The sequence below is a fragment of the Streptomyces mutabilis genome, assembly GCF_014649815.1.
Classification (GTDB): domain Bacteria; phylum Actinomycetota; class Actinomycetes; order Streptomycetales; family Streptomycetaceae; genus Streptomyces; species Streptomyces mutabilis.
The window spans coordinates 345223-370150 of record NZ_BMTT01000005.1; the positions used below are offsets into that span (position 1 = coordinate 345223).

Consider the following 24928-nt stretch of genomic DNA (forward strand, 5'->3'; position numbering starts at 1 on the left):
GGAAGAACGCACTTTTCGGTGACTGAGGAACCTGATGGTGACCAAGCAACTGCTCAAGGGCCTGCCCGAGGACTCGGACCTGCGGCGCGCAGACTTCCTGGCACAGGAGATCTTCGCGGACGTCGCCAACATGTGGGCGTTCCTGATCGACGACGGAAGGGACGGGTGTGGGTGCGGGCCCGCGGCTATCCCGACGGGCGCGGGGACGACACGCCCGCTGCCTGTCTGGGCCACTTCGGCTTCACCCTGCACCACTGCTCGCTGCTCCTGCCCCGACCGCCCGGCCCGGTGACCTTCACCCTCGACTCACCTCCGGTTCGCCCCGCCGCACCGGCGTGCCGCCGTCCGTGTCCACCGGGGAGTGCGAGCGCTCGGGGTTGCCGGACATCGGCGGACTGTCAAGGCCCCTGCGTCCCACGCGGGCTGCCGAGCGCGTGGGCCCAGGCCAGCAGTTCGGGAGCGTCCAGCGCCGGCAACCATCCGTCGGCCCGGGTGGCGCCGTCGCCCTGCGGCCGGGGACCGACGCCCAGGACCCGCAGACCGGCCCGGCGGGCCGCTTCCACACCGGTGAGGGAGTCCTCCACCGCCAGTGCCCGGTGCGGGGGGACACCGCAGAGCCGGGCCGCCACGGCGTACACGTCGGGGTGCGGCTTGGGGCGCACGCGGTCCCCGGCGTCGGGGACGACGAGGTGCTGGAAGTGCGCGAGGAGCCCGGCCCGTTCCAGGCTGCCTTCGACCACGACCCTCGGGCAGTTGCTGGCCACCGCCAGCGGTAACCGGTCGGAGAGCAGCCGTACGAGCCGGACCGCACCTGGCATCGTCACCGGTTCGTCGGTGACGAGTGCCAGGAAGTGGTCGAGAAGTGCGGCTGTCAGATCCTCGGTCAGTTCGGGTTTGTGCACGGACTGCGCCATGAGCCGGCCGCAGTCCTCGTAGTGCAGGCCAAGGGCCTGCTCCGCGAACCCGGGCGGTGGCTGGAGTCCGTGCTCCCGGAAGGCCCGGCTGCGAGCTTCCTGCCAGTGGCGTTCACTGTCCATCAGGGTGCCGTCGCAGTCGAAGACGACGGCTTCGGGCGACCAGTCGAGCTGATCGTGGTCTGAGGTGGTCACTGGAGCCTCCCATGCCTTCACAGGTACGCATGCGGCACTTCCGTATCCACAGGAAACGGAAAGATAGTTTCCGCTACGTTATTTCCGTCCAGGCAAATCGGGCAATAACCCTTTCCGGTGACTCGACGGGCGCCGTTAACAGGCGTATGGCCGGGCGGCGGTGACAACTGTGACGCAGCCGCTGGCACCGTCAACACCGGTGGATCGCGCGTCAGTTGCCACGCCTGCTCGGTCGCGTGGAGTCCGGAGCACCTTGCGTCCGTGACCACTCGCATACCACTCGCACGCGTTCGCATTCGAATGAACTGTGTAATCGCCGCCCGAAAGTGCCTGTTTGGGCTCCGGGCGTACGCTGGCGCACTAAATTCGTGGCCGACATGAGAACAGAGCGAGGGCGGACAGAACATTGCAGGAACGGGCGAAGGCAACCCGCAGATCACTGCTGGAAGCGGCTGCCCAACTGTTCGCTGAACAGGGATACGCGGCCACCAGCGTCAACGACATAAGCGCAAGGTCGGGCCGGACCAGTGGTGCGGTCTACTTCCACTACACCGGCAAGGAGGGCATCGCCGTCGCCGTCGTCGAGGACCGGTTCGCAACCTGGTCTCAGCTCGCTGCACGCTACGGGGACGAAACGGTCCCCCCACTCGAACGGCTCGTCGCCCTCAGCTATGAAATCGCCCATGCCCTCGCCCGGGATCCCGTGACGCGTGCCGGTGCCCGCCTGTGGGCCGAGCGCACCGTCATCAAGGCTCCCGTTCCCGACCCCTTCGCGCTGTGGACCGCTGCCGCCACGCGACTGCTCGCACAGGCCCGGCTGGCAGGGCAACTCAACGAGCGCGTCCGCCCCGCCCGCACGGCCCGGGCCCTTGTGCGCGCGTTCTTCGGCCTGTGCACCCTCACGGAGGCCCTCGAGGGTACGACCGTCCTCGACGACCGCCTGACCGACTGGTGGCACCTGACCCTGCCCTCCCTCCGGCCGCTACCGTCCCGCGGGAACCTCCCGGCAGGCCGGTGACGCACTCGCGCAGCCCATCGCCGCGCGCCGGTCGCGCCACGTCCTACTCGGCGGACGAGTGCACCTCCAGCAAGAACGCCTACTGCTTGTCCTCCACTAAGGAGGCCCTGACCACCGAGCATCTGATCCAGCCCCGCCTCCGCGGCGAACGCGAGGCACTGCGGGTGCTGCTTGCCACCCGTCACGGCGCGGTCCTCGCTTCCACCGCCGCGATCAACCAGCTTAAGGCCCTGATCGTCTCCGCGCCGGACGGCCTCCGCTCCGAGCTGCGGAAGCTCAAGCGCCCCGAACAGATCGCCTACTGCGCTCAGTTCCGCGATCGCCCGGCCCAGGACCTGGAGCACCGGATGACGGTGCGGGCCATGCGGTCCACGGCCCAACGCGTCCAGGCCCTGCAGGCCGAGGCCAAGGGGCTCGAGAACGAGATCCTCACGCTGGTGCGGCAGCAGGCCCCCGCGCTTCTCGACCTGCTCGGAGTCGGACCGATCACCGCCGCCCAGATCTTGGTCAGCTGGTCTCACCAGGGACGATTCCGCTCGGAAGCCGCCTTCGCCTCCTTCGCTGGGGTCTCGCCGATCCCTGCCTCGTCCGGGCTGACCAACCGACATCGGCTCAACCGCAGCGGCGACCGGCAGCTCAACCGGGCCATGCACACGATCACCTTGATCCGGATGCGGCTGGATCCCTCTACGAAGACGTACGTCGCACGCAAGATCGCCGAAGGTAAGACCTCCCGTGACGCGCAGCGATGCCTCAAGCGAGTGATCTGCCGCCAGGTCTTCAAGATTCTTGAGCGCTCCGACCGGAACCAACTCGGCAACGTCGAGGCACTCACTCAAGCGGCTTGACACGACATAGCAGCCTCGGTGGCGAACGCGTCCTCCACGCGACGCTTGACCTCAAGCATGCTTGAGCTTCTAGGTTCTTCAGTGGGCCCTCCACCACGGGCCCACGACCGCAATGACGTTGCTGTGAAGGGTGTTGAACATGAAGGCTGCTGCTTTCCACGCGTTCGGAGGGCCTGAGGTTCTGGAACTGATGGAGGTTGCGGCTCCCGAAGCGGGCCCGGGCGAGGTGCGGGTGCGTGTGAAGGCGGCCGGCTCACAGCCCATCGACTGCGCGGTGCGTTCCGGCTGGAACCCGCCCGGATTCACCATCACCTTCCCGCACATCACCGGTGGCGACTTCGCCGGCGTGGTGGACCAGGTCGGCGAGGGCGTCACCGACTTCTCCGTCGGCGACGAGGTGCTGGGCTACCGGACCCAGCTCACCTATGCCGAGTGCGTCGTCGCCCCCGCCGACCAGATAGTGACCAAGCCCGCCGCGCTCTCCTGGGAGGTGGCCGGCGGTCTCTCCGCCTCCGGGCAGACCGCGCACACGGCGATCGAGATCCTCCGGGTCGGCGAGGGCGAGACCGTCCTCATCAACGGCGCCGCCGGGGGCGTCGGCACCATCGCGGTGCAGATCGCGGTGTTGCGCGGTGCCAAGGTGATCGCCACCGCGCGTGAGGAGAACCACGGGTACCTGCGCGAGCTGGGCGCGATCCCGGTCACCTACGGCGAGGGCCTGATCGACCGGGTGCGCGAGGCCGCGCCCGAGGGCGTGCACGCCGCCCTGGACACCGCGAGCGCCGAGGGCCTGCGCGTGGCGGCCGAACTGGTCAAGGACAAGGACCGGGTGGGCACCATCTTCGCCGTCGACGCCTACCAGGAGCTGGGCGTGCGCTGGATCGGCAGCCAGCGTTCCGCGGAGCGGCTCACCGACCTGGCCGCGCTGGTCACCGACGGCAAGGTCAAGGTCCACGTCCGCAGGACCTTCCCCCTGGCGCACGCGGCGGACGCGCACCGCGAGCTGGAGACCGGTCACGGCCGCGGAAAGATCGTTCTGCTGGTCGGCTGACACCGCCGGGCGGTCCCGGCGCACCGTCCCGAGGCCGCACCGCCCCGCGTCGCCCCCCCGCCCGTCTTTCACCGAATCGAGGACCCCCCATGTCCCAGGCCCCGCTGAAGATCGGCGTGCTCATCGGAAGTGTGCGCACCGGCCGGTTCGCCGACAAGGTCTCGCAGTGGTTCATTTCCGAGATCGACAAGCGCGACGACATGGAAACACATGTCATCGACCTGTCAGAGCCCGCCCTCGTGGAGGAGCTGAAGCTCACCCTCGACCCGTCCGGTGCCCCGGAGGACGCCCCAGGACTGGCCGAGCGCATCGGCGGCCTCGACGGCTTCGTCGTCATCACCCCCGAGTACAACCACGGCTACCCGGCCTCCCTGAAGCTGGCCATCGACTACGTATACAGCGAGTGGCGCGCCAAGCCGGTCGGCTTCGTCTCCTACGGCGGCATGGCCGGCGGCCAGCGGGCCGTGGAACAGCTGCGGCAGGTCTTCGCCGAGCTGCACGCCGTCACCCTGCGCGACACCGTCAGCTTCCACATGGCCTGGGAGCAGTTCGACGACAACGGTCGCCCGCTCGACGAGGGCGGCTGTGCCAAAGCCGCCGCCGTCCTGCTGGACCAGCTCGACTGGTGGGGCCGGACCCTGCGCGACGGCCGCGCCGCACGTCCGTACGGGGGTTGACCCGGTAGTGGAGCATGCCGTCGGTGACGGCCGGCGCGATGCGATGCAAGCTGTCCGGACGCAACGCCGAAACGCTCGGCGAGCTGGCCGACGCATACGGGCTCCAGGCCCGGGTGGCGTCGGTCGACGACCCTGCCTCGTTGGACCGAGCCCTGCGCGGTGCGGCGGCGGTCGCAAACTGTGCCGGGCCGTTCGCTTCGACCACCGGCCCGGTGACGGAAGCCGCGCTCCGTGCCGGGATTCCCTACCTGGACGTGGCCGCCGAGATCGAGGCCGACTCGACACGTTCGCGCACTTCCGCGAGCGGGCCCGGACGCGCGAGCGCTGATCGTCCAGGCCATGGCCTTCTTCGGAGGCCTTGGCGACCTGACTGGTCACCGCGGCGATGGGGGACTGGACCTCTGCCGACGAGGCCCACATCGCCTACGCGCTCAGCAATTGGCACCCCACCGCCGGAACCCGGCTGTCGGGCGCGGTCTCCCGCGAGCGGCGCGGCGGCGCACGCCTGCGCTACCGCGGCGGACAGTGCGAGCGCCGTAGCGACGCCGCGCCGCTCGCGCAGTGGACCTTTCCCGAGCCCGTGGGGCGGCGGTCCATGGTCGCGGAGTTCACCATGGCGGACGTGGTGACCGTGCCAAAGCATCTGGCCATTCCCGACGTCACCTACATGGACGCCGAGGCGGCTCGGGACGTAGCCGCTCCTGACACGCCCGCACCGACCGCCGCGGACGGGAGCGGACGCTCCGACCAGACCTTCCTCGTCGACGTCGCCGTCCGCTCAGGTGGCGCCGAACGCCGGGCCACAGCCACCGGCCAGGACATCTACGCCATCACCGCGCCCCTCGTAGTCGAAGCCCTCGACCGCGTCCTCACCGGTCGCGCCCGAGCCACGGGCGTCGCCTCTGCGGGCGAGATCTTCGAAGCCCCTGACTTCCTGCAGGCACTCACCCCCCGTACCGCCTTCGGTCTGCACGGCCACGAACACAAGTCGGTACGCGGGGCATGACGCCCCCCGGCAATGGCCGCCGCAAGCCGGACGCGTCGTGGCTCAGCCCTGAGCCATGTGACCCGCCGACGAAAGCGGTCTCCGCGCCCGGCCGCCGGTAGGCTGCGGTGGGTGCGCACGGTGGAGCTTCTTCTGGATGAGGCGGCGGAGCTCGATGTCCGGGACGCCTGGCGGCGGCTGGCGGAGGCGGGACTGCCCAGCCAGGCGCGACACCCCTCGACGACCAACAGACCGCACCTCACCCTGGCCACCTGCCCTGAGCTGACCGCCCCGATCCGCTGGGAACTCGCAGAGGTGGCCGCCGACCTGCCACTGCCCGTACGGTTCGCCGGCACGGTCCGCTTCGAGCGTCCCACCTCGGTGCTGGCCTGGTCTCTGGAGCTCGACTCCGCGCTGGCGTCCCTGCACCGTCGGGTGTGGGAAGCGGTGGCGTCGGACAGCCCACCGGGAGCGCTTAGTCCGTTCCACAGCCCTCGAGACTGGAAGCCGCACATCACCCTCGGCCGGACCCGGCGGGCGGGTGCGTTCGCCGGCCGACACGTCCCCGGCCTGTTGCCGGCGCCGCCCTTGTCGGCCCGACTCACCACCCTGCGCAGCTACGACACCGTGACCGGTGCCTTGGAAGTGCTGGGACCCAGCCTCTAAACGAACTGCCGCCACCGGTCGGCAGGCCGTCGAAGCGGTGGCCCGGCGGCCGACGGCACGGAGAACGGCGAGGACTGTCCGCCCTGCGAGTCCGTCCAGGGCCCGAGGGTTCCGCACATGCGGACGGTGTGTTCCGCAACGGAGCATGCCGGTGGCCCCGGAGACGTCCGGGGTCACTGAGGGCACACGTCGGATCGTGCTGCGTGCTACCAGCGGCTCCTGCGCCCGCCGCTCTCGGCGGAACGGATGACGAAGCCCGGCCGTCCGGATCGAGGTGGTCACCGACCTGGTCGGAACTCACCGGGCGGTCGTTCCGGATCTGCCCGGCCATGGCGCGTCGGTGGTTCACGCCGGCGATCTATCCCGGACAGACGTACCCACTGCCGAGACGCCCCGACCGTGGAGCTGGCGGCGAGTCAAGGAGCGATTCGTGCTGTGCCCCTAGGGGGTGGTTTGGGCGCCGTCGGGAGACCGGGGCGTGCTCAGGGCGAAGACACTGGCCGGGAACCGGCAAAGCATCACACGAGGGGGGACGGCATGACCGACGGCATCGTCATGGTGGCGGTGGCTGAGCACCCGGAGGGCGCTGGTGCCGCCGGACAGTTGGCGCGCGTTGCCGACGGGCTCCGGACGAGCGGCTTACAGGTCCGCTGGGTGAGGAGTGTCTCCGAGGCGGAGGCGGTGCTCAGGACGGAGGCCGGTCTGGCCGCCGCGGTGGTCGCCTGGGAATTACCGCCCGCAGCGGACGACAGCCCGGGCGGAGCCACGGTACTGCGCCGGATCGGGCGCCGGTTCCAGAACCTGCCGGTGTTCCTCGTCATGGAGGACGAGGGGCTCCGCGAGCTGCCGTTGTGGGTGTCTCAGTCCGTGGTGGGCTACGTATGGCCGCTGGAGGACACGCCGGCGTTCATCGCGGGTCGGATCACCACCGCCGCGCGCGCCTACCAGGACGCCTTGCTTCCGCCGTTCTTCAAGGCGTTGCGACGTTTCGACGACGCCCACGAGTACTCGTGGCACACCCCGGCGCACTCCGGCGGTGTCGCCTTCCTCAAGTCGCCCGTGAACCGCGCCTTCCACGACTACTTCGGGGAACGGCTGCTGCGCAGCGACCTGTCGATCTCGGTGGAGGAACTCGGCTCGCTGTTCGAGCACACCGGTCCGATCGGTGAGGCCGAGCGCAACGCCGCGCGGATCTTCGGCTCCGATCAGACGTACTTCGTCCTGCACGGCGACTCCACCTGCAACCGTCTGGTCGGCCACTTCAGCGTGACCCGCGACGAGATCGCCCTGGTGGACCGCAACTGCCACAAGTCCGTCCTGCACGGCCTGGTCGTCTCCGGCGCGCGGCCGGTGTACCTGGTCCCCACCCGCAACGGCTACGGTCTCGCCGGACCGCTGCCACCGGCCGAGATCGCGTCGGATTCGGTCGCGGCGCGGATCGCGCAGAGTCCCCTCACGGCGGACGCGGTGTCGGCGCGTGCCCAGTACGCGGTGTTCACCAACTCCACGTACGACGGACTCTGTTACGACGCGGTGACGGCAGCCCGGGCGTTCGCGGCGAGCACGCCCCGACTCCACTTCGACGAGGCGTGGTTCGCCTACGCCCGCTTTCACCCGCTCTACAAGGGGCGCTACGGCATGTCGGTCGACGCGGAGGTCTTCCCGGGCCCCGATCGGCCGACGGTGTTCGCGACCCAGTCGACGCACAAGCTGTTGGCGGCGTTGTCCCAGGGAGCCATGGTGCACGTGCGGCCGGCGCCGCGGGCGCCGGTGGACCACGACCGGTTCAACGAGGCGTTGATGATGCACGGTACGACCTCACCGCTGTATCCGATGATCGCCTCGCTGGACGTGGCCACGGCGATGATGGACGGTCCGCAAGGCCAGTGGCTGGTCGACGAGGCGGTGTCGGAGGCGGTCCGGTTCCGCCAGGAGATGGTTCGGATCGGACGTCGGATCGAGGCCGCCGGTGACCGGCCGGCCTGGTTCTTCGGAGTGTGGCAGCCGACCGAGGTGACCGACCCCGCAAGCGGGGCGCGGCTGCCCTTCGACGAGGCTCCGGCGGACCTGCTGCGGACCGAGCCGTCCTGCTGGCACCTGGCGCCCGACGCCGACTGGCACGGCTTCCCGGGCCTGACCGACGGCTACTGCATGCTCGACCCGATCAAAGTCACCCTGACCTGCCCGGGGCTCGACGCGACCGGGGCGATGGCCGACTGGGGCATCCCCGCCCGGGTGCTGACCGCCTACCTGACCACACGCGGCATCGTCGTGGAGAAGACCGACAGCTACACGACGCTGGTGCTGTTCTCCATGGGCATCACCAAGGGCAAGTGGGGCACTCTGCTGGACGCCCTGATGGACTTCAAGGACCTCTACGACGACGACGCGCCGCTCGACCGCGTGCTGCCCGCGCTGGTCGCCGAGCACCCGAGCCGCTACTCAGGGCGGGGCCTGCGGGACCTGTGCCAGGAGATGCACGACCACCTGCGCCGGGCCCGCCTGGTCGAACTCCTCGACACGGCCTTCCAGCAACTCCCGGACCCGGTCGCCCCGCCTCAGCACTGCTACCAGCGCCTGATCCGTGGCGGTACGGAACGTGTCCGCCTGGCGGACGCGCCGGGCCGGGTCGCCGCGGCGATGGTCACCGTGACACCGCCCGGCATCCCGGTCCTCATGCCGGGCGAGAGCGTCGGACCCGGGGACGGGCCTCTCCTCCGCTACCTCGCGGCCCTGGAGTCCTTCGACCGGAGCTTCCCCGGCTTCGGCAGCGAGACACACGGGGTGACCCGCGTCCCCGACACCGGCGACTACCTGATCGAGTGCCTGCGGCCGGACGACCAGGAGGGCCCGGCCCGGGCCATGACGCCGGCGCAACGGCGGGGGGAGGAGGGCGTCGGCGCCGTGGGCTGAGACTGTCGGCGCTTCCGCCGGGCAGGCGCCCGGGCCGCGTCGAGCACGGCCTGGTCGCTCCCTTGAGCGGCTGGGCCCGCTCGCTCACGCCGGCCCAGTCGATTCGCGCAACGGCGTCGCCGAGGGCTCCGCGGCTTCGAGGGTCTTCTGCGCGGCATCCTCTCCCGTCCCGCCGGTCCGGAGATACCGGGTGGTCACCCGACGCGGGAATCGCCCTGGAGCGCCGGGGACTCTTCGTGGCGGCGGGAATGAAGACCGTGCGGCAGGGCAGGGCGCTGCGAAGGAGGGTGCCCGGTGATCACTGCGGAGGTCGGTACGCGCCTTCACAGGACGGAGTGGAGGGCGTCGTAGGTGATCGGAACGGTGTCTCACCGCTGTCGTCCCGGGCGGAGCGGGAGCGGGTGAGCTCCGCGATACCGGCGTCGAATCCGATCGGCGGTGCGAAGCCCAGGTCGCGGCGTGCCGCGGTGAGGTCGAAGTAGTGTGAGCGCAGCAGTTCCGCGTCCAGGAAGCGGCTGAGGGCGTGAGTACGGGTGCTGGTGCCGCGCGCAGGAGCGTGTCGCCGACCGCGGTGCCGGCCGTGGCGAGCCGGGGCGGAACGGCGCACCAACGGGCGTCGACAGGAACGTACCTGCACGGCATGAGGGCGGACCTCGCCTCGGGAGACCGCCCGCTCCTACCGCACGAGCGAGCTCGTACACGTCGTGTCGGAGCTGATGGGCTGGACTGAGCTCCGCAAGTGACGTGGCGGTCGGCCTCCCCACCCGTAGAAGGCCGCGTCGGTGAGAGTGAAGTCGGCGTCGACCGAGGTGATCATCCAGGCGAGGCCACGGGGGCGTCGGCGCCCAGGTGCAGCAGGCAGCTGTCATCGTCCACGGGTTCGACGACGCCCATGCCGGGCCAGACGCAGTCGGTGACCGCTGCGGCGGGCTCGTAGTGGACGACGTGGTCGAGGCCGACGAGCCGTTCCTCCAGCTCTCCGGCGGCCGGCAACAGTGCGTGGCCATCGCCCGTGCGCTCCCCTGCGAGGTGCATCCTCTTCGCCGGTACGAGCCGACCGGCGCCCTCGGTCACGAGACCGCCGACGGCACCATCGAGCTCTACCGGAGGCCGGCGCACGACGACGGCCAGTGCGTGATCGTCGTGACGCACTCCAGGAAGGTCGCCGCCGCCTGCGACGAGACGCTGACATCGGAGCGGGGGAGGCTGGTTCAAAACCTGATCGCCCGGGGTGTGGTCGTTGGCGCTGACGGGGCAGCGGGCGGTGATGGAGGCGGCCGGCGCGTCCAGCAGTCGGTGCACGTCCTCCGATGCGCTGACGGTTCACTCCTCCCGGGTTGCGCGCCGGGCGGACCGGCGGCGGAGCCACAGGGGAAGGGCGTACCACGACAGGGCGAACCAGGCCATGACGCCGCCGACGAGCAGTTTCGCCAGTAGCCCCGGCACCACCACGTGAAGGATCAGGAGGAGCGTGCACCCGATGGTCACGGCCATCAGGAGCATGCCGCACATCATCAGGCGATGCGCCACCTCCACCATCTCGTCCTTCATCCGCTGCCCCGACAGGAAGCGGTGGATGGAGACCGGGGCGATCAGGCAGGCGGTGGCCGTGGCACCCGAGACCACGGTGAGGACGTAGGCGGCGTGCTCGAACGTACCCAGGTCGTGGAAGAGGGGCGTGAAGGCGACGCTGAGCAGGAAGCCGAAAAGGATCTGGACGCCCGTCTGAGCGACGCGCGTCTCTTGCATGATCTCGTTCCACCGCCGGTTGACGCGCTCGCGCGGCGTCTCCGGCGCCTCGTCCGGGGACTCGGTGCCGTGTCCTGCGCACGCGCCGCAACTGCCGCGTTTCGCCTCCGACCACGTGATCGGCTCAGTCGTCATGCTCGTCGTTCCCCTCCCGTCATGGAACGTGCATGTGCCCGTTGAAGCCGTTCACATGCAGGAGGCACCTGACGATTCTTCCGTGCGGACTCGTGCATGTGTCCGCGTGAACCGGTGGCGAACACCTGCGGTGCCCGCCACCGTCTATGGCGATACAGCCCGGGATTCGTGGAACATCCAAACGCGTCGACGGAACACCGACGTCCCGGCGCCGCAGTGGCGGCACCCTTGCGGTGAAGCGTTAATGTCCCGTTATGTACGGCGCATCGGACGTGGTGCGGCGCATCGGACGTGGGTGAGAGCGCCCGATGAACACCGTTGCGCCCTCCCGATTCCGCTGGGTGACGGAAATGATGAGCGTACCGGCGCATGGGCCAGGTGGTCCGCGGCCCCCTGTTGCTCGGTCAGGGGCCGGTGACGGAAGGAGTCCACGGTGTCGCTTCTCATCTCTCCGGACGGTGGTGAGGAAGCCCTCGATCGCGCGAAGGCGGCGGAACACCTCGACATCGTCGACGTCAGGAAGTCCGACGAGGGCTCCCTGAGCGCGAACTTCCCGTGGGTCATCCGGGAGATCGGCAACGCGGTACCGGCGGACAAGCCGGTCTCCGCCACCGTGGGGGACGTTCCGTACAAGCCCGGCACCGTGGCGCAGACCGCGTTAGGCGTGGTGGTCTCGGGACCACGTACATCAATGTCGGTCTCTACGGATACACGACGTCCGAACAGGGCATCGCGGTCATGCGCACGGTGGTCCGGGCGGTGAAGGACCACCGCCCCGAAGCGCTCGTCGTCGCCTCCGGCTACGCGGACGCCCACCGGATCGGCTGTGTCAACCCGCCCGCCCTGCCCGACAACGCCGCCCCATCCGGCGCCGACGCCGCGATGCTCGACACCGCGGTCAGAGACGGCACGCGGCTGTTCCGCCACGCCGCCGGACACCTGCGCCGGGTTCGTCCGTATCGGCACGGACATCGTCGGGGTGCGCGGAGCGGTCTGCGAGGGCGGCGACCGCAACGCCGGACGCATCCGGCCGCGCCTGGTGGCCGCCTTCCGGGCAGAGATGGACCGGCACGCCCGGGATCACCGGGCCGGCGTCACCGCGGCGAGCTGACCGCCGGTATGCCGACCCCCTTACCCGACCACGCCCCCGAACTGATCAACGAGGCGCTGCGCGCGCCGCGCCCCACCGGCACTATCGGCCTGGTGGCACGGCCCGACTACGGCAGACCGGATGCTTCCCCTTCGACCGACTCATCCGCACCTACCCGCTGGCCGACGTCAACGAGGCCGAGCGCGACTGCGAGCCTGACCAGCGGTCAGGCCTGTTTTGGCCACCGCAAAGGCGCCGTCGGCCTCGGACGCTCCCAGGGTGGGTGGACCGGCAGAGTGCACCTCGCCGCCTACCTCTGCAAAGAGCGGAACGCCGCCGAACGCCTGATCGGCAAGCTCAAGGCCACGCGAGGTATCGCCGCCCGATACGGCAAGCCCCAAACAGCTACCTCGTCGGCCTTCGTCTGCGCGCCTCGTCGAGCGTCTGGTACCGGATGAGTCCGGGCTGCTGCGAGGCGCGCGCCGCGGACTGTCAGTCCGGTGACACATCTCCACCCGCGTTGCGGATCATGCGCTGCAGAACCTTCAGGGTTATCAGGTACTCCTCGTCCGGAACACCCGCGTGCACCTGCCTTCGGCTGGCCTGCTGCGTCTCGGCGGCGTGCTGATGCAGCGCCCTGCCTTCGTCGGTGATGTGGAGTCGGCCGTCCGCGTCCGAGACGAGCAGCATCCGCTCCACCAGGAGGTCGAGGTCGGGGGCCATACCAGCGCCGACGTCCAGGTTGGCCTGGTGGCTACTGATCACCTCTTCCCGGGTGACACCGTTCTCGCTGTGCAGGGCCTGGTGCAGCACCCACCACTGGGGCTGTGTGATCCCGATCGCCGCGAGTCGCCCCCTGACATACGCCGTCAGCGTTTTGTTCGCAGCCCACGTCCAGTACCCGATCGGCTGGTTCACCAGTTCCCCGTCCTCGTGCGAGTACTCCATCACACCGCCTTCTGTCTCGGCCGGACAAGTCCTAGCTGGACTTGGAGCGGGCGGTGCTCGATTCCAATGGCATGCGCGGGCTGCACGGCGGGGTCTCAAAGCGGGGCCGAGTTCGGTCGACCGCGCGCGGCTGGGCAGCGAGCATCACTTCATTGTCGTTGGCCAGGGCATCTCCTTCGGGGTGTCGCTGACCGGTGGGAACCGCAACGACGTCATCCCGCTCGAGCTGCTGCTCGACGAGGTTCTCTCCGTCGCGGGCCGGGCCGCCCCCGGCGACGCTCTGACGCGCTGCTGGCTGACCCGCGGCTATGACCACGACACGTACCGCCGCCTGCTCTGGTGACGAGGCATTCGCCCCGTGATCGCGTAGAGGGGCGAGCCGCACTGCGCTGGCCTGGGCATCTTCCGCTGTGTCGTCGAGCGCACGGTCGTCTGGTTCCATGGCTCTTCGCTGCCTGCGCATTCGTGACAACGCGACGACATGCACGAAGCGTTCCTCGGCCTCGCTGTCTGCCGGATCATTCACCGCCTGCGTTTCAACGCCTGCGTTGGGACGTGTTGACCCCGCTCCCGCCGTGTGGGAACGGTGGCGGGCTGCCACGGCCAGGAGCCAACGGCGGTGAAGTCCCAGACGTTGCTGGGACGTTGTGCCGCACAGGCCGCGAAGCGCTCCACGTCCGCGGAGCTGAGCGGTACCGCCTCTCCCGCGCAGTAGCGGTGAAGCGGTGAGGTGTTCATGCCAAGCTGTGGTCGGCTGACCGTAGCTGCGGTCCGTGCGCTTTTTCGGCAACCATACCCGCCGCGGCGTGCGAACGAGGACGCCGTGAGCGATCAGGCCGGCCGAGAGACGCCTGTGGGCGCTGACGCTCAGGGTCTGACCCACTCCGCTGCCCCGCGAAGTCTGCGAGACGACCGGATCCGCCCGAGAACCTCGCGGAGCGCGGGGTCACGCGGGTTGGCTCCGTGGCCAGCGACGATGTATCCGTCAACGGTGTGGACGAAGCCGCCCAGAGCGAGTTCGGTCAGTACCGCTGCGCTCAGGCCGAAGTCGAGGCCGGTGCGATAAGGGGGGACACGGCCTTGTCCGTCCAGGTACACAGCCAGCAGGAAGTCTCCCGGCAAGGCCCGGCTCCAGTCTGCACACCCGTTCTCCCCCTCACACCGCACGTCGCTTCGTCGTTCCCGGTCCTTCCCCGGTCCGAGCGGCCGAACCACGGCCGCTCTTACGGGGTAGTAGCGGCGGGCAGGCCGGCGAGCCGGCGCACGGCGGCGAGCCCGTCGTCGGTGCCGGGCCAGTGGCGGTTGAGGGCGTGCGGGCTGGCACGGCGGACGATCGCCCGCAGGACGGCGGCGACCACGATGGCGTCGTCGGCGTAGCCCAGGACGGGGATGAAGTCCGGCACCAGGTCGATGGGCATCGCGAGGTAGGCCAGCAGCAGCCACAGCCGGACCCGCGCCCCGCGCGGCAGGTCCGGGTCGCGGGCCAGGCGGGGGATGAGCCGCAGCAGGTCGGGCAGCAACCGGATGGCCTCGGTGAACAGGCTGCCGCGCGGCCGGACGATCAGCATGGCGGCGATGACGAGTAGCCAGGTCAGCATCAGGCCGCCGACGACGGCAAGGGCGACGGAGAGCCAGGTGTTCACGGGCGGGGTCCTCGTCCTTCCACGGCGCGCAGCCGGACCGCACCGCGGCCGGTGTCGGTGTGGGGAGCCGTCTCGGCGGCGAGGGCAGCGGCCTCGAACGCCTTCATGGCTTTGCGGGCACGGTCGAGTTCTGCGCGGACCTCGGCGCCGATCGGGGCGGCGAAGTAATTCCGGGCATCGATCTTGGCTACCCATGCCTCGAAGCGGGCCAGGTCGGCCTCGGATTCCTCGACTTCGGCGAAGGTGGTGTGTCCCTTGGCGGTCTCGGTCTCGATTTCGGCGAAGAAAGCAGGCAGGCGTTCCAGGACCTCGCCATACTCGGCGGTGACGGATGCGCGGAACGCGCCGATCAGCTCGCTGCGCTCGACCGGGTCGGTCAGGGTCAGGTGCAGGCAGCGGGCGGTGCCGCCGCCGGCGCGTACCTTGTCCACCAGCGCGCGTACCGTTCCGGCGACCGGCGGGCGATCGGGCAGCAGGCACACCGACTGCTGCACGTACACCGCCCCCAGCCCGCGCAGCTTGCGCCACACGTGCACGCGCAGGGAATCCGCGCCGCCCGCGGTGCTCACCGCTACCAGCAGCCAGGCATCCTCGGCTGCCGCTTCACCCCGCGCCGGCCCCGGCTCATTGCCTTCGTCATCACTCACGTCCGCAATGATACGCCCGTAACAGTCCTTCCGGACCCGTCTCATCCCAATGCAGGCCTGTGCTGCGCATACTTCCAGCCCGAGTGAGGGCGGCATATGACTGCTGCGTTACGGCTATTGCGGCCGGCCTGTCCAGGAGGCCCACTCTCCCCGGCTCGGCCTCACGGGCAGCTGGCCGCCTATGACGCCAGCGGCCGTCCAGCAGCTCATCGTGTGTCCGGGCTCGACCGACCACACCAGGCGTGAACGGGGCACTGCCGTCCATGCCGAAGCGGGCGCCGTCCCGGCCCTGACTCCAAGGTTCACAGACGTGTCATCGGACAGGGCAGCGGCTTCCTCGCGGCAGGGCTAACGAGCTCGTGCACGGTAAGCGGTGAGACGTCGCGGACTCCGGTGTGGCCCGTGGTCACATCTGTCGTGCCAGCTTCAGGTCCGCTGTCTGCTGATGGGACAGCAAGCCGGCGATGGCTTGGACGGTGTCGCTCATGTGCTCGCGGCGTCCGAGGTGGCGGGCCAGTGCCCGCCAGTTCTTGAGGTGGGCGATGCCGTGCTCGACGCGGATACGCCGTGATGAGTGCGTTTTGCGCTGGCGCTCGTACATCTCCTCGTACCAGTCGGGGGCGTTCTTCTTAAACTTGCGGTGTGGTGGTGTGATCACCCGGCCTCCGGTCTGGGCGCCCAGGCCCTGGTAGCCGGCGTCGGCGAGGATCTCCACCGCGGGTCCGTCGGCCAGGAGCCTGACCAGTACCAACTGGCGGGCGTGGGTGATGTCTGCGCAGCTGCCGGGCTCGGTCGGGCTGCAGAAGAGCATGCGGCCGTCCCCGTCCGTGACGACCATGGTCTTGATCGCGTTCTGCTTGTTCTTGCCGGAGATGAACTGGTCGCGGTCCTTGCGTCCGGCGGCCGGGCGGCGGACCCGAATCTCGGTGCCGTCGATGATGCCGGTCTTCTCACTGGTTCCGAGGTGGTCGATGACCTCGGCCAGTGTCCGCAGCCGCACCCCCTGGCTGACGCTGCACCCTCGCTCGGCCAGCAGAGGCCGCACCTCACCGATGGCACGAGTGATGGTGGAGCGGTCGACACCGAACCAGCAGGCGAGCTCGTCGTGCGTGGTGGCATGCCGGAGGTGCACGAGCGTGGCCAGAAGCCGGTCGACGAACACCGACCGGTGCTTCGCTCCTGCGCCCACAGCGCGCTTCCGCGGACGGGACGCAAGCTCGGCCTGGTGTCGTCCGTGCCACAACGGGCCAAGCTCTGCGACCAGTTCAGCGATCACGTTGGCCGACAGGCCCGTCATCCTCCGGTCGCTGACGATCGCTGCACGAGATACGTTCCCCACCACATGGCCATGATCGATGATCAGAAGTTCGACGTCTCACCGCTTACCGTGCACGAGCTCGTTAGGCATGGTCCAGCCTGCGGGGCTTTCCACTGTCTCGGCGCCTTCACCTACTGGTACCTCACCTACGGCGGGTGAGATCAGTACGCGTCCGTCCTCAGGTGAGTCAGTCCTGGGTGATTCCTGTAGGCCAGGGATTTTTCACCAACCGGGGGACCGGGCCCCTTACCGACTGGTTAGCTGTTGCGGGGCAGGAGGTTGATGTCGCGCCCACCCGAGAGCAGATGTATGCGGATCGCATATAGTTCTGGGTATGGAATCAAGCCTTGAAGAAGCGGTCAACGAGTGGCACGCGAGCGTCAACGCCGTTGACCTGCAGCGGTCTGCGACAGCGGTCGGTGATCCGGTCGTCGTCCTCGGCCCGAAGGGTGCGGGTCCGATCACGCCTACGCAGTTCGCTGACTGGGTGGAGCGTTCGGGGATCAAGCTGGTCCCTCTGTCGTGGCACCCGGTCAGCGAGCGTCTGATGGTGGTCGAGGAAGACGCCACCTGGCCCGAGAGCACGGAGCCCACGCGGGTGGCGACGGTCTTCCGTGCCTCCGACGGGAAGGTCACGGCTGCGCTGAGGCTGCCGGACCTCAAGGCTGCTCTCGAGCTGGCCTACATCTGCCGCGAGATGGCAGCAACCGAATGACAGACCGAGGTCCGGGACAGGTCCTGTTCCACTTCGTCAGGCACTGGTCACGCCGACCTGTCGCAGCAGACACGGGCGACGAGCAGGGGCGACTCGTGCTGGTCTGCGAGGCAGTCCATGCGCTCAGCCTGCGCGGGACCCCGGCAACGGTGAATGCGATCGCGCACGAGATCGGGATCGACCAGAGTGGCGCTTCACGGTTGATTAAGAGCGGTGCGGCAGCCGGCTGCCTGGTCATGGCGGCGTCCGCGGCCGATGGTCGACGACGCGAAGCATCACTCACTTCCGCGGGCAGGTCCATGCTGGACCAGGCACATCGCTGGCAGGAGGACATCTTCGTTCAGCTGACCACAGGCTGGAGCGACAAGAAGCGCCGCGACTTCCAGCAGGCGATGACCGACCTGATGGAGCGCTCCTACGCGATGGACGCATGAGCCACGCCAATGCCCCGCTGAGCATCGAGGGCCGCCGCCGCTTGGTCGAGCGCTGCAAGACACGCCCCATCGCGCACGTGGCCGCAGAGATGGGCATCTCCCGTGCCTGTGCGTCGAAGTGGGTCAACCGGTGGCGTCGTCACGGCGAGGCTGGACTGCGCGACCGCTCATCGAGCCCACGCCGGAGCCCGCACGCCACACCAGCCTGAGTCATCGAGAAGATCGAGTCCTGGCGGCGCGAGCACAAGTGGTCGGCCCAGCGCATCACCGACGAGCTCGCCGGCCTCGGGTTCGTGATCAACCGCCGGACCGTCACCCGGCACCTGAGCAGCCTCGGCCTGGGCAACCGCAGGTTCATCGACCCTGGTGGAGACAACAACCGCAAGCCCGGGAAGATCACCGCCCGCTGGCCCGGCCACATGGTGCACCTGGACGTGAAGAAGGTCGGCAGGATCCCCGACGGCGGCGGCTGGCGCGTCCATGGCCGCGCCAGCGACCAGGCCAAGACCGTCGGTCGAGCGAAGTCAGCTGGCGCAAAACGCGGCCACACCTACCTGCACTCCGCAGTCGACGGCTTCTCCCGGCTCTCCTACACAGAGCCCCTTCCCGACGAGAAGGGAACCACCGCCGCGGCGTTCCTCGCCCGAGCGAAAGTCTGGTTCGCCGCCCACGGCATCACTCACATCCACCGCGTCGTCACCGATAACGGGGCCTGCTACCGATCCGGCGACTTTGCCTGCATCGTCGGCCAGCGCACGCGGCATCAGAAGACCAAGCCGTATACCCAACGCCACAACGGAAAGGTCGAGCGCTACCAGAGGATCCTCGCCGAGGAACTGCTCTACGCCCGCGAGTTCAGGTCAGAGCGTTGTCTCGTTTCTCGGCGAAGGCGATGAGTGGGTACCCACGCGCCTGCCCGGGGCATGAGGTCCTCCGCGGCCGCCACCGGCACGCGAGGTCGAAGTCGTGGCCGGGAGTGCGCATGGTCACGGTCGGCGGGCGGTCACCCGGCCCGTGCGTCCGTCCGCTCCCGTACCGGCACCAGGCGCACGACGCCACCTTTGGAGGTGGGTGTGTTGCTGATGTCGGCGAACGCTGTCGAGGGGCACCAGGACGTTGGTCTGGTGATAGGCGGCGGAGCCGGGCGGCGTTGGATACGAAACCACTCGGGAACCCGGGGCGCGGCGTTCCACACCGTCGTGCCAGACGCTGACCAGATCGACTTCGTCGGGGTCCTCAAGACCGAGGGCTTTGAGGTCTGCCGTGTTCACCAGCAGACCCTGCGGGCGTTGTGGATGCCCCGGTAGCGGTCGTTCATGGAGTACGGGACAGTGTTCCACTGGTCGTGCGAGCGCAGTGTCTGCTGGGTGAGGTGTCCCTCAGGGGTGCAGCATCTCGAATGCGTTTGAGGGTGAAGACCGCCTTGCCGCTTGGTGTCGGAAACCGGCCCTCGTTTGCTTGGCACCGTTCTCATTACTCGTTGCGGTGACGCCGAGTGGGCTCATGGGCCAAGCGCAGCCCGGGCAGTCGAAACCCTCCGCCTGGTTGACGTTCAGCAGCGTCAGGGCAGTGCGCCGCACCGAGGTCTGCCCCAGGGAGGCCGGATCGCGTGTGCGACGGCTGGCGTGCCGGTCGCCCATGTCGTGGGCGGCGTGACGGTCAGGCGCTCGTCAGGGTCCTCGACCGAGCTCATCGTCCCGCTCGCTTGCTCCGCCACTCGCGTGGATATGTTGCAGACCGGGTGGGTGCCGAACCGGGAACCGGTGCCGGTACAGGGGTTCTGGAGTGCATGTGGGTGAACCGCTCCGGGTCTGATGGAGGCTCGATTCCCTGAGAGGATCGAGTCATGGCACGTCCGTCCCCCTACCCTTCCGAGCTTCGTGAGCGTGCGGTGCGCATGGTCGCGGAGATCCGCCCCAACTACCCGACGGAGTGGGCCGCGATGAAGGCGGTCGCCGCGAAGCTGGGCATCGGTGCCGCTGAGACGGTGCGAACGTGGGTCCGCAAGGCCGAAGTCGATGCAGGCCAGCGTCCGGGCGTGACCTCGGACGAGGCAGCAGAGATCAAGCGCCTGAAGGCGGAGAACGCCGAACTGCGGCGGGCGAACGAGATCCTCAAGGCAGCATCAGCTTTCTTCGCGGCCGAGCTCGACCGGCCAGCGAAGCGCTCGTAGCGTTCATCGACACACACCGCCAGGTGTTCGGAGTCGAGCCGATCTGCCGAGTCCTGACCAGCCACGGACTGAAGATCGCAACGAGCACCTACTACGCGGCGAAAAACCGCACCCCCAGCACCCGGACAGTCCGCGACACTGAGCTGAAGACGCAGATCAGCCGCGTCCACAAGGACAACTTCAGCGTCTACGGCGTCCGGAAAGTCTGGCGGCAACTACATCGCGAGGGCATACCGGTGGCCCGCTGCACCGTCGCACGGCTGATGCGCGACCTGGGCCTGGAGGGCGCCCGGCGAGGGAAGAAGATCCGCAGCACTGTCCGGGACGACGGCCATGATCGGGCCACCGACCTGCTGCAACGCGACTTCACCGCATCCCGGCCGAACGAGCGATGGGTCGCGGACTTCACCTACGTCGCCACCTGGTCCGGGATCGTCTACGTCGCGTTCGTCGTGGACGTCTTCTCCCGGGCGGTCGTCGGCTGGTCCGCCGCCACCAGCAAGCGGGCCAAGCTCGTCCTCGACGCCCTCGACATGGCGTTGTGGCGCCGAGACCGGGCCGGAACTCCCGCTGGCCCGGGGCTGGTTCATCATTCAGACGCCGGCAGTCAGTACACGTCTTTCGCGTTCACGGCCCACCTCCTCGAGGCCGGCATCGACGCCGCGATCGGCACCGTCGGCGACGCCCTGGACAACGCGCTCATGGAATCCCAGATCGGCCTCTACAAAACGGAGCTGATCAAACCCCGCAAGCCCTGGCACGGCCTCGCCGACGTCGAACTCGGCACCGCGGAATGGGTCGACTGGTTCAACAACCAGCGCCTCCACACCGCGATCGGAGACCTCCCGCCCCACGAGCACGAAACCAACCACTACGCTCAACACCAGCCCCGACCGGCGGCTGGAGTCAACGCATAGAGCCTCCACCGATCCCGGAGCGGTTCAGGGAGGGTTCCGCTGGTTGGGGGCCCGAGGGTTTGATCGGGCGGATCCACAGCCGTTGTCCGATGGCGGCGGCTTGCTGGACGATATGGGTCACGGTGGTGGTGTCCACAATGGTGGTGTCCACGGGTGTGCCGTCGTTGTCGTCGAGCCGCATGATTTTGAAGAGCATGGACTTCCCCTTCGTCTGGCCGTCCTTCTTGAGGAAACAGCTTTTGGGTGGGTGGCCCGTGGTTTCTTTTCTCTGCTGTCGCCGAGTTTCGCGTACGGATGCCCTCATGGCCCTCATGGCTTGCGCCGGCCGCACTGAGCTGTCGGGCAGGTCGGGGTACCCACTCGGGGTGTTTCAGCGCAGCACCGGAGGGCCCAGTGGCAGCGGTCTGCCGCCCGTTGCGGCGGACAGTGCGCCGGTGAACATGTACACCCCGACTGCGGTGAACGCGAACACGACGTATCCGCCCGCGGTGGTGGCGGCCGTGGAGGCGCTCACTGTGCCGTACAGCACGAGTGCGAGCGCGACATCGATCAATGCGAACAGCAGTGTGAATGCGGCGGGCAGCCGCAGCGTGGCCAGTGTCAGCAGGACGATCGTGACGAGCCAGGAGATCAGGAACAGGCCCTGTGTGGCGACCGTCGCATTGTCGGGAATGCCGAACCAGCCGTGGATCAGGCCGAGCACGAGTGCCGCGTAGCTGAGCCAGAATCCACTGAACACGCCGAACACGGCAGCGACGGCGTTCTGGCCCAGTGTCGCTGCCCATACCGCGGCGACGAGTTGGCCCAGGCCGGTCGCGGGCAGGATGATCGCGATCGAAGCGCCGACGGCGCCCGCCGGAACGTACCCGGTCAGTACCAGGCCGAGTGCGGTCGCCCCGACGATGAAGGTGGGCACGCCGATCAGGGCGGGGTCGCCCGCTGGTGCAGATCGGGCGGGGGCTTGGGTGGCATCGGCAGCGGTCATCGTGTACTCCTCGTTGGGCGGCGAGTGGTTGTCGGAGTTGTCGAACGGGGCGGCGGTTTTGGGGGGTGGCCGGTTGTGTGTGTGGGGGGGAGACGTGGTGGCGGGGTGGGGCTTTCTGTGCCGTGTCTGGGCGGTGGGGTGTGGGCGGGTTTTGGTTGACCGTCTCGTTCACTTTGCCGGGGGTTTTGATGAGGGAGCCGCTGTGTGGGTTCGGGGTGTGGGTCACGGGTCGGCTGGCTGTCACGTGTGGGTTGATCGGCTGGCCGTTGGCCGGGTGGCGGGCCATATGTTTGACAGTTCCGGATGGTCGTCGTCGATCAGGCGGTGTGCCAGGGCTGTTGCTTCTCTCGGATCGATGTGGTTGGGAGTGGGGAGGCCGTCGGCGATGCTTTCCAAGGTGTTCGCCAGTTTTTCGGCTGCGGTCGGGGACAGGCCGGTGTGCCGGCTGAAGTGTGCGTAGCGCAGCCGCAGTATGTCTGCGGCCAGTCGCAGGAGGGAGGAGTTGGCTTTGTGGTGCCGTGGGGGCCGAGTATCTGACTTGTGGGTTTTCACGCCGTTTCTCTTTTCTGTTCGAGTTTTCCGGCGCGGTGCACTGGAGTTGTGTGAACGACGGCCTGTCTTTTTTCCGGTTTCCGGCGCTGGGGGTCGGACGGCTGGGGGGGACGGGGTGTGTTCGGGTGTCGTGGTCAGGTTGGGGGCCGTGGTGCACCGGTCAGTTGGGCCGGTGTGCCTGTGGTGGCCGGGTGCGTGGCGCCGGGCGTGCTGAGGCTGGTCCGGCTGCTGTGTGCCGGTTTTCGTTCGGCACACAGCGGGCGGGTCCGGTCAGGCGGTTGCGCGCTTTTTGAGTTCGTAGGCGGCTGCGGCCGGGTCTGTTGCGTTGTAGATGGCTCCTCCGGCGACGGCTACGGTGGCTCCGGCTTCCCGGACGGAGGCGATGGTGTCGGCGCGGACGCCGCCGGCGATGGAGAAGGGGACGCCGGCCCGGCGGCCGTCGTGGAGGAGGGTGTCGATGGTGTATCCGGGCCGGGCCTGTTCGTCGAGGCCGGCGTGGATCTCGACGAAGGTCACGCCCAGCTTCGCCACTTCGCGGATCCGGTCGACCCGGCCGTCCACCACGGCGATCATGTCGGCGACGACGCTCTTGCCGTACTTGCGGCCGGCCGCGACCGCTCCTCGTACGGTGTCGTCGTCGGCCGCGCCCATCACGGTGATGAGGTCCGCTCCCGCTTCGAAGGCGAGAGTGGCTTCCAGTTCGCCGGCGTCGGCCGTCTTGAGGTCGGCGAACACCAGCTTGTCGGGGTGCGCGGCCTTGATCGCGCTTACCGCGCTGATGCCGACGGACTTCACCAGGGGCGTTCCCAGTTCGAGGATGTCGACGTGCTCGGACACCTGATTCGCCAGGGTCAGCGCCGAGGGAAGGTCGAGTACATCCAGCGCAACCTGCAACTGCATAACGTTCTCCTCATCGGTGGAGACGGTGCTGCGCACACGTCGTCGGGAGCACTCGGGCGGAGGGCGGGGGCATCCGCGCACCCGCTACCGAGGACCGGGCCGGTCACCGGCCTCCCTCACATTTGCCCACCACGTAAAACGCGGCAACAGTTAACGGCATGCAAAATCACAATCCCGTGATGCGCACAACGAATAACCACCCGCCGCTCCGGCTGTTTTACGCTTGGCGTCGTGTCTATCCAAACGTTGATCGCTCCGTCCATTCTCTCCGCCGACTTCGCACGGCTCGCTGACGAGGTGGCTGCCGTGAAAGGACAACCGGGTCGAGGAGCGGACTGGCTGCATGTGGATGTCATGGACGCGCACTTCGTGCCGAATCTGACTTTGGGTCTGCCGGTCGTGCAGTCGCTGCTGGCAGCCACTGACCTGCCTGTGGACTGCCACTTGATGATCGAGAATCCGGACCGTTGGGCGGTGGGTTACGCGGAGGCGGGTTCCTACAACGTCACGGTGCACGTCGAGGCCGCCGACGATCCGGTGATGCTTGCGAAGAACCTGCGGGCCGCGGGTGCGAAGGCCGGGTTGGCGATCAAGCCGAACACGCCCCTGGAGCCTTATGTCGATGTGCTCAAGCACTACGACACGCTGCTGGTGATGTCCGTGGAGCCCGGTTTCGGCGGCCAGAAGTTCATCGGTGAGGTCCTCGACAAGGTGCGCAAGGCCCGAGCAATGGTCGACACCGGCCATCTGAACCTGGTGGTGGAGATCGACGGCGGCATCAACACCGACACGATCGGACAGGCGGCCGAGGCCGGCGTCGACTGTTTTGTGGCGGGTTCGGCCGTCTACGCTGCCGAGGATCCGGCTCAGGCCGTGGAGCGGCTGCGCAGCCAGGTGGAGGCTGTGCGCATGGCGCGTTGATTGCTGTGGGTAGGGCATTGCTGCTGGCCGTTGCCGGGCTTGGTGATTTCTGGAGCCGGCACGGCCTGGCCGCGGGGCCGGCCGGGGCTCTTGGTTTGAGGATGCCTTGGTTTGAGGATGCCTTGGTGGGAGGCGGGGCGTGCCGGCCTGTGGCCTTGGCGGTGCGGATGCAGCTGCCGGACCTGGCAGGCGGTCAGCTGCATCGTCCGGTCGGCTTTGACGGGTATTCAGGCCGGTCGGCGCCGGTATGTGTGATGGGTATGTGTGATGTGTGCGCCGTTTTCTCTCCGCCGGTCGGGTGCCGGCGAGGTCCGCACGCCGTGCCGGGAGGGGGGGCGGTGGAGGCGTCGTCGTGCCGGGAGGCGGTAGGGGGACGCTGCGCGGGGGGGAGCGGTGCCGGCGGACCGGCGCACGGGTGTTTTCGTGTCGCGTCCGTGTCGTGGGGGGCGTCGCAGGTTGCCTCGGTCAGTGCCCGGTCGTAGGTGCGTACGCTTGTGTGCCGCCGCCGGGTCCGCTTCGGCCGCCGGTCCGTTC

General features: G+C 68.7%; 22 protein-coding genes and 7 pseudogenes. 16 read left to right on the plus strand and 13 right to left on the minus strand.

Annotated features, from left to right (window positions below; genetic code table 11):
- Positions 1-34 precede the first annotated feature (34 nt).
- Positions 35-148: pseudogene (locus IE142_RS14475) on the plus strand (winged helix-turn-helix transcriptional regulator); the annotation flags it as partial.
- Between the two features lie 250 nt (positions 149-398).
- Here the strand turns inward: IE142_RS14475 and IE142_RS14480 are convergent.
- The gene (locus tag IE142_RS14480) at positions 399-1109 is read right to left on the minus strand and encodes an HAD family hydrolase (RefSeq protein ID WP_043376696.1); all 711 of its coding nucleotides are present in this window, start codon (positions 1107-1109) and stop codon (positions 399-401) included.
- A gap of 406 nt (positions 1110-1515) precedes the next feature.
- Here IE142_RS14480 and IE142_RS14485 point away from each other — a divergent pair, with 406 nt between their 5' ends.
- From IE142_RS14485 to IE142_RS14515, 7 genes and pseudogenes are all read left to right on the plus strand, one after another.
- Entirely contained in the window at positions 1516-2127 is a 612-nt protein-coding gene (locus IE142_RS14485) for a ScbR family autoregulator-binding transcription factor (protein WP_191886130.1), read from the plus strand.
- 86 nt (positions 2128-2213) lie between these two features.
- Positions 2214-2975, plus strand: a complete 762-nt coding sequence (locus tag IE142_RS14490) for a transposase (protein WP_229830471.1) — start codon at positions 2214-2216, stop codon at positions 2973-2975.
- A gap of 139 nt (positions 2976-3114) precedes the next feature.
- Entirely contained in the window at positions 3115-4026 is a 912-nt protein-coding gene (locus tag IE142_RS14495; protein WP_191886131.1) for an NADP-dependent oxidoreductase, read from the plus strand.
- An 89-nt stretch (positions 4027-4115) separates the two neighbouring features.
- On the plus strand, positions 4116-4703 hold the full coding sequence (locus IE142_RS14500) for an NADPH-dependent FMN reductase (RefSeq protein ID WP_191886132.1): 588 nt from the start codon (positions 4116-4118) through the stop codon (positions 4701-4703).
- 50 nt (positions 4704-4753) lie between these two features.
- Positions 4754-5709 (plus strand): annotated as a pseudogene (locus IE142_RS14505) (saccharopine dehydrogenase NADP-binding domain-containing protein); the annotation flags it as partial.
- A gap of 111 nt (positions 5710-5820) precedes the next feature.
- Entirely contained in the window at positions 5821-6354 is a 534-nt protein-coding gene (locus IE142_RS14510) for a 2'-5' RNA ligase family protein (RefSeq protein ID WP_191886133.1), read from the plus strand.
- Positions 6355-6891: 537 nt separating this feature from the next.
- Complete coding sequence (locus IE142_RS14515; RefSeq protein ID WP_191886134.1) at positions 6892-9267, plus strand: Orn/Lys/Arg family decarboxylase; 2376 nt, start codon at positions 6892-6894, stop codon at positions 9265-9267.
- Positions 9268-10080: 813 nt separating this feature from the next.
- On the opposite strand, the gene IE142_RS14520 is transcribed toward IE142_RS14515, so the two are convergent.
- Both IE142_RS14520 and IE142_RS14525 read right to left on the minus strand, forming a co-directional pair.
- Positions 10081-10419: a hypothetical protein gene (locus IE142_RS14520; RefSeq protein WP_191886135.1), complete on the minus strand. Its 339-nt coding sequence runs from the start codon at positions 10417-10419 to the stop codon at positions 10081-10083.
- A 171-nt stretch (positions 10420-10590) separates the two neighbouring features.
- Complete coding sequence (locus tag IE142_RS14525) at positions 10591-11151, minus strand: DUF6328 family protein (RefSeq protein WP_191886136.1); 561 nt, start codon at positions 11149-11151, stop codon at positions 10591-10593.
- Positions 11152-11584: 433 nt separating this feature from the next.
- Here IE142_RS14525 and IE142_RS14530 point away from each other — a divergent pair.
- A pseudogene (locus IE142_RS14530) lies at positions 11585-12262 on the plus strand ((5-formylfuran-3-yl)methyl phosphate synthase).
- A gap of 41 nt (positions 12263-12303) precedes the next feature.
- A pseudogene (locus IE142_RS36615) lies at positions 12304-12455 on the plus strand (NAD(P)-dependent alcohol dehydrogenase); the annotation flags it as partial.
- Positions 12456-12733: 278 nt separating this feature from the next.
- Here the strand turns inward: IE142_RS36615 and IE142_RS14535 are convergent.
- On the minus strand, positions 12734-13189 hold the full coding sequence (locus IE142_RS14535) for a MarR family winged helix-turn-helix transcriptional regulator (RefSeq protein ID WP_191886137.1): 456 nt from the start codon (positions 13187-13189) through the stop codon (positions 12734-12736).
- A 181-nt stretch (positions 13190-13370) separates the two neighbouring features.
- Between IE142_RS14535 and IE142_RS14540 the strand changes: the two genes are divergently transcribed.
- The gene (locus tag IE142_RS14540; RefSeq protein WP_191886138.1) at positions 13371-13532 is read left to right on the plus strand and encodes a hypothetical protein; all 162 of its coding nucleotides are present in this window, start codon (positions 13371-13373) and stop codon (positions 13530-13532) included.
- A gap of 524 nt (positions 13533-14056) precedes the next feature.
- Here the strand turns inward: IE142_RS14540 and IE142_RS37655 are convergent.
- The 4 genes from IE142_RS37655 to IE142_RS14560 all read right to left on the minus strand — a co-directional run bounded on the left by IE142_RS37655 (position 14057) and on the right by IE142_RS14560 (position 16668).
- A complete protein-coding gene (locus tag IE142_RS37655) occupies positions 14057-14404 on the minus strand; it encodes a GPP34 family phosphoprotein (RefSeq protein ID WP_368857229.1) in 348 nt (115 codons plus the stop codon).
- A gap of 8 nt (positions 14405-14412) precedes the next feature.
- Complete coding sequence (locus IE142_RS14550) at positions 14413-14832, minus strand: YkvA family protein (protein ID WP_229830473.1); 420 nt, start codon at positions 14830-14832, stop codon at positions 14413-14415.
- Complete coding sequence (locus IE142_RS14555) at positions 14829-15479, minus strand: Chromate resistance protein ChrB (RefSeq protein ID WP_229830475.1); 651 nt, start codon at positions 15477-15479, stop codon at positions 14829-14831. Before IE142_RS14555 ends, IE142_RS14550 begins: the two co-directional genes overlap by 4 nt.
- A 406-nt stretch (positions 15480-15885) precedes the next feature.
- Entirely contained in the window at positions 15886-16668 is a 783-nt protein-coding gene (locus IE142_RS14560) for a transposase family protein (protein ID WP_229830476.1), read from the minus strand.
- Between the two features lie 463 nt (positions 16669-17131).
- Between IE142_RS14560 and IE142_RS14565 the strand changes: the two genes are divergently transcribed.
- From IE142_RS14565 to IE142_RS14575, 3 genes and pseudogenes are all read left to right on the plus strand, one after another.
- The gene (locus IE142_RS14565) at positions 17132-17512 is read left to right on the plus strand and encodes a hypothetical protein (protein WP_191886141.1); all 381 of its coding nucleotides are present in this window, start codon (positions 17132-17134) and stop codon (positions 17510-17512) included.
- Positions 17513-17607: 95 nt separating this feature from the next.
- The gene (locus tag IE142_RS14570; protein ID WP_229830478.1) at positions 17608-17946 is read left to right on the plus strand and encodes a MarR family winged helix-turn-helix transcriptional regulator; all 339 of its coding nucleotides are present in this window, start codon (positions 17608-17610) and stop codon (positions 17944-17946) included.
- Positions 17943-18815: pseudogene (locus IE142_RS14575) on the plus strand (IS481 family transposase); the annotation flags it as partial. The gene IE142_RS14570 and the pseudogene IE142_RS14575, both read left to right, overlap by 4 nt.
- Before the next feature lie 134 nt (positions 18816-18949).
- On the opposite strand, the pseudogene IE142_RS36625 reads toward IE142_RS14575, so the two are convergent.
- Positions 18950-19401 (minus strand): annotated as a pseudogene (locus IE142_RS36625) (molybdopterin dinucleotide binding domain-containing protein); the annotation flags it as partial.
- Between the two features lie 391 nt (positions 19402-19792).
- Here IE142_RS36625 and IE142_RS14580 point away from each other — a divergent pair.
- Positions 19793-21036, plus strand: a protein-coding gene (locus IE142_RS14580; protein ID WP_191886143.1) for an IS3 family transposase whose coding sequence is annotated in 2 segments (ribosomal slippage) — positions 19793-20075 and positions 20075-21036 — 1245 coding nt in all. Because the reading frame shifts where the segments join, the coding sequence is not laid out codon by codon here.
- A 52-nt stretch (positions 21037-21088) separates the two neighbouring features.
- Here IE142_RS14580 and IE142_RS14585 read toward each other — a convergent pair.
- The 4 genes and pseudogenes from IE142_RS14585 to hxlA form a co-directional block, all read right to left on the minus strand.
- A pseudogene (locus IE142_RS14585) lies at positions 21089-21232 on the minus strand (DUF8834 family protein); the annotation flags it as partial.
- A 174-nt stretch (positions 21233-21406) separates the two neighbouring features.
- Positions 21407-22021: a GPR1/FUN34/YaaH family transporter gene (locus IE142_RS14590; protein ID WP_191886144.1), complete on the minus strand. Its 615-nt coding sequence runs from the start codon at positions 22019-22021 to the stop codon at positions 21407-21409.
- A 240-nt stretch (positions 22022-22261) separates the two neighbouring features.
- Entirely contained in the window at positions 22262-22573 is a 312-nt protein-coding gene (locus IE142_RS14595) for a hypothetical protein (RefSeq protein ID WP_191886145.1), read from the minus strand.
- A 270-nt stretch (positions 22574-22843) separates the two neighbouring features.
- Positions 22844-23473, minus strand: coding sequence for a 3-hexulose-6-phosphate synthase (hxlA, locus tag IE142_RS14600; protein ID WP_191886146.1), 630 nt, complete (start codon positions 23471-23473; stop codon positions 22844-22846).
- A 237-nt stretch (positions 23474-23710) separates the two neighbouring features.
- Here hxlA and rpe point away from each other — a divergent pair, with 237 nt between their 5' ends.
- Positions 23711-24394, plus strand: a complete 684-nt coding sequence (gene rpe, locus IE142_RS14605; protein WP_229830506.1) for a ribulose-phosphate 3-epimerase — start codon at positions 23711-23713, stop codon at positions 24392-24394.
- The last annotated feature ends 534 nt before the right edge of the window (positions 24395-24928 follow it).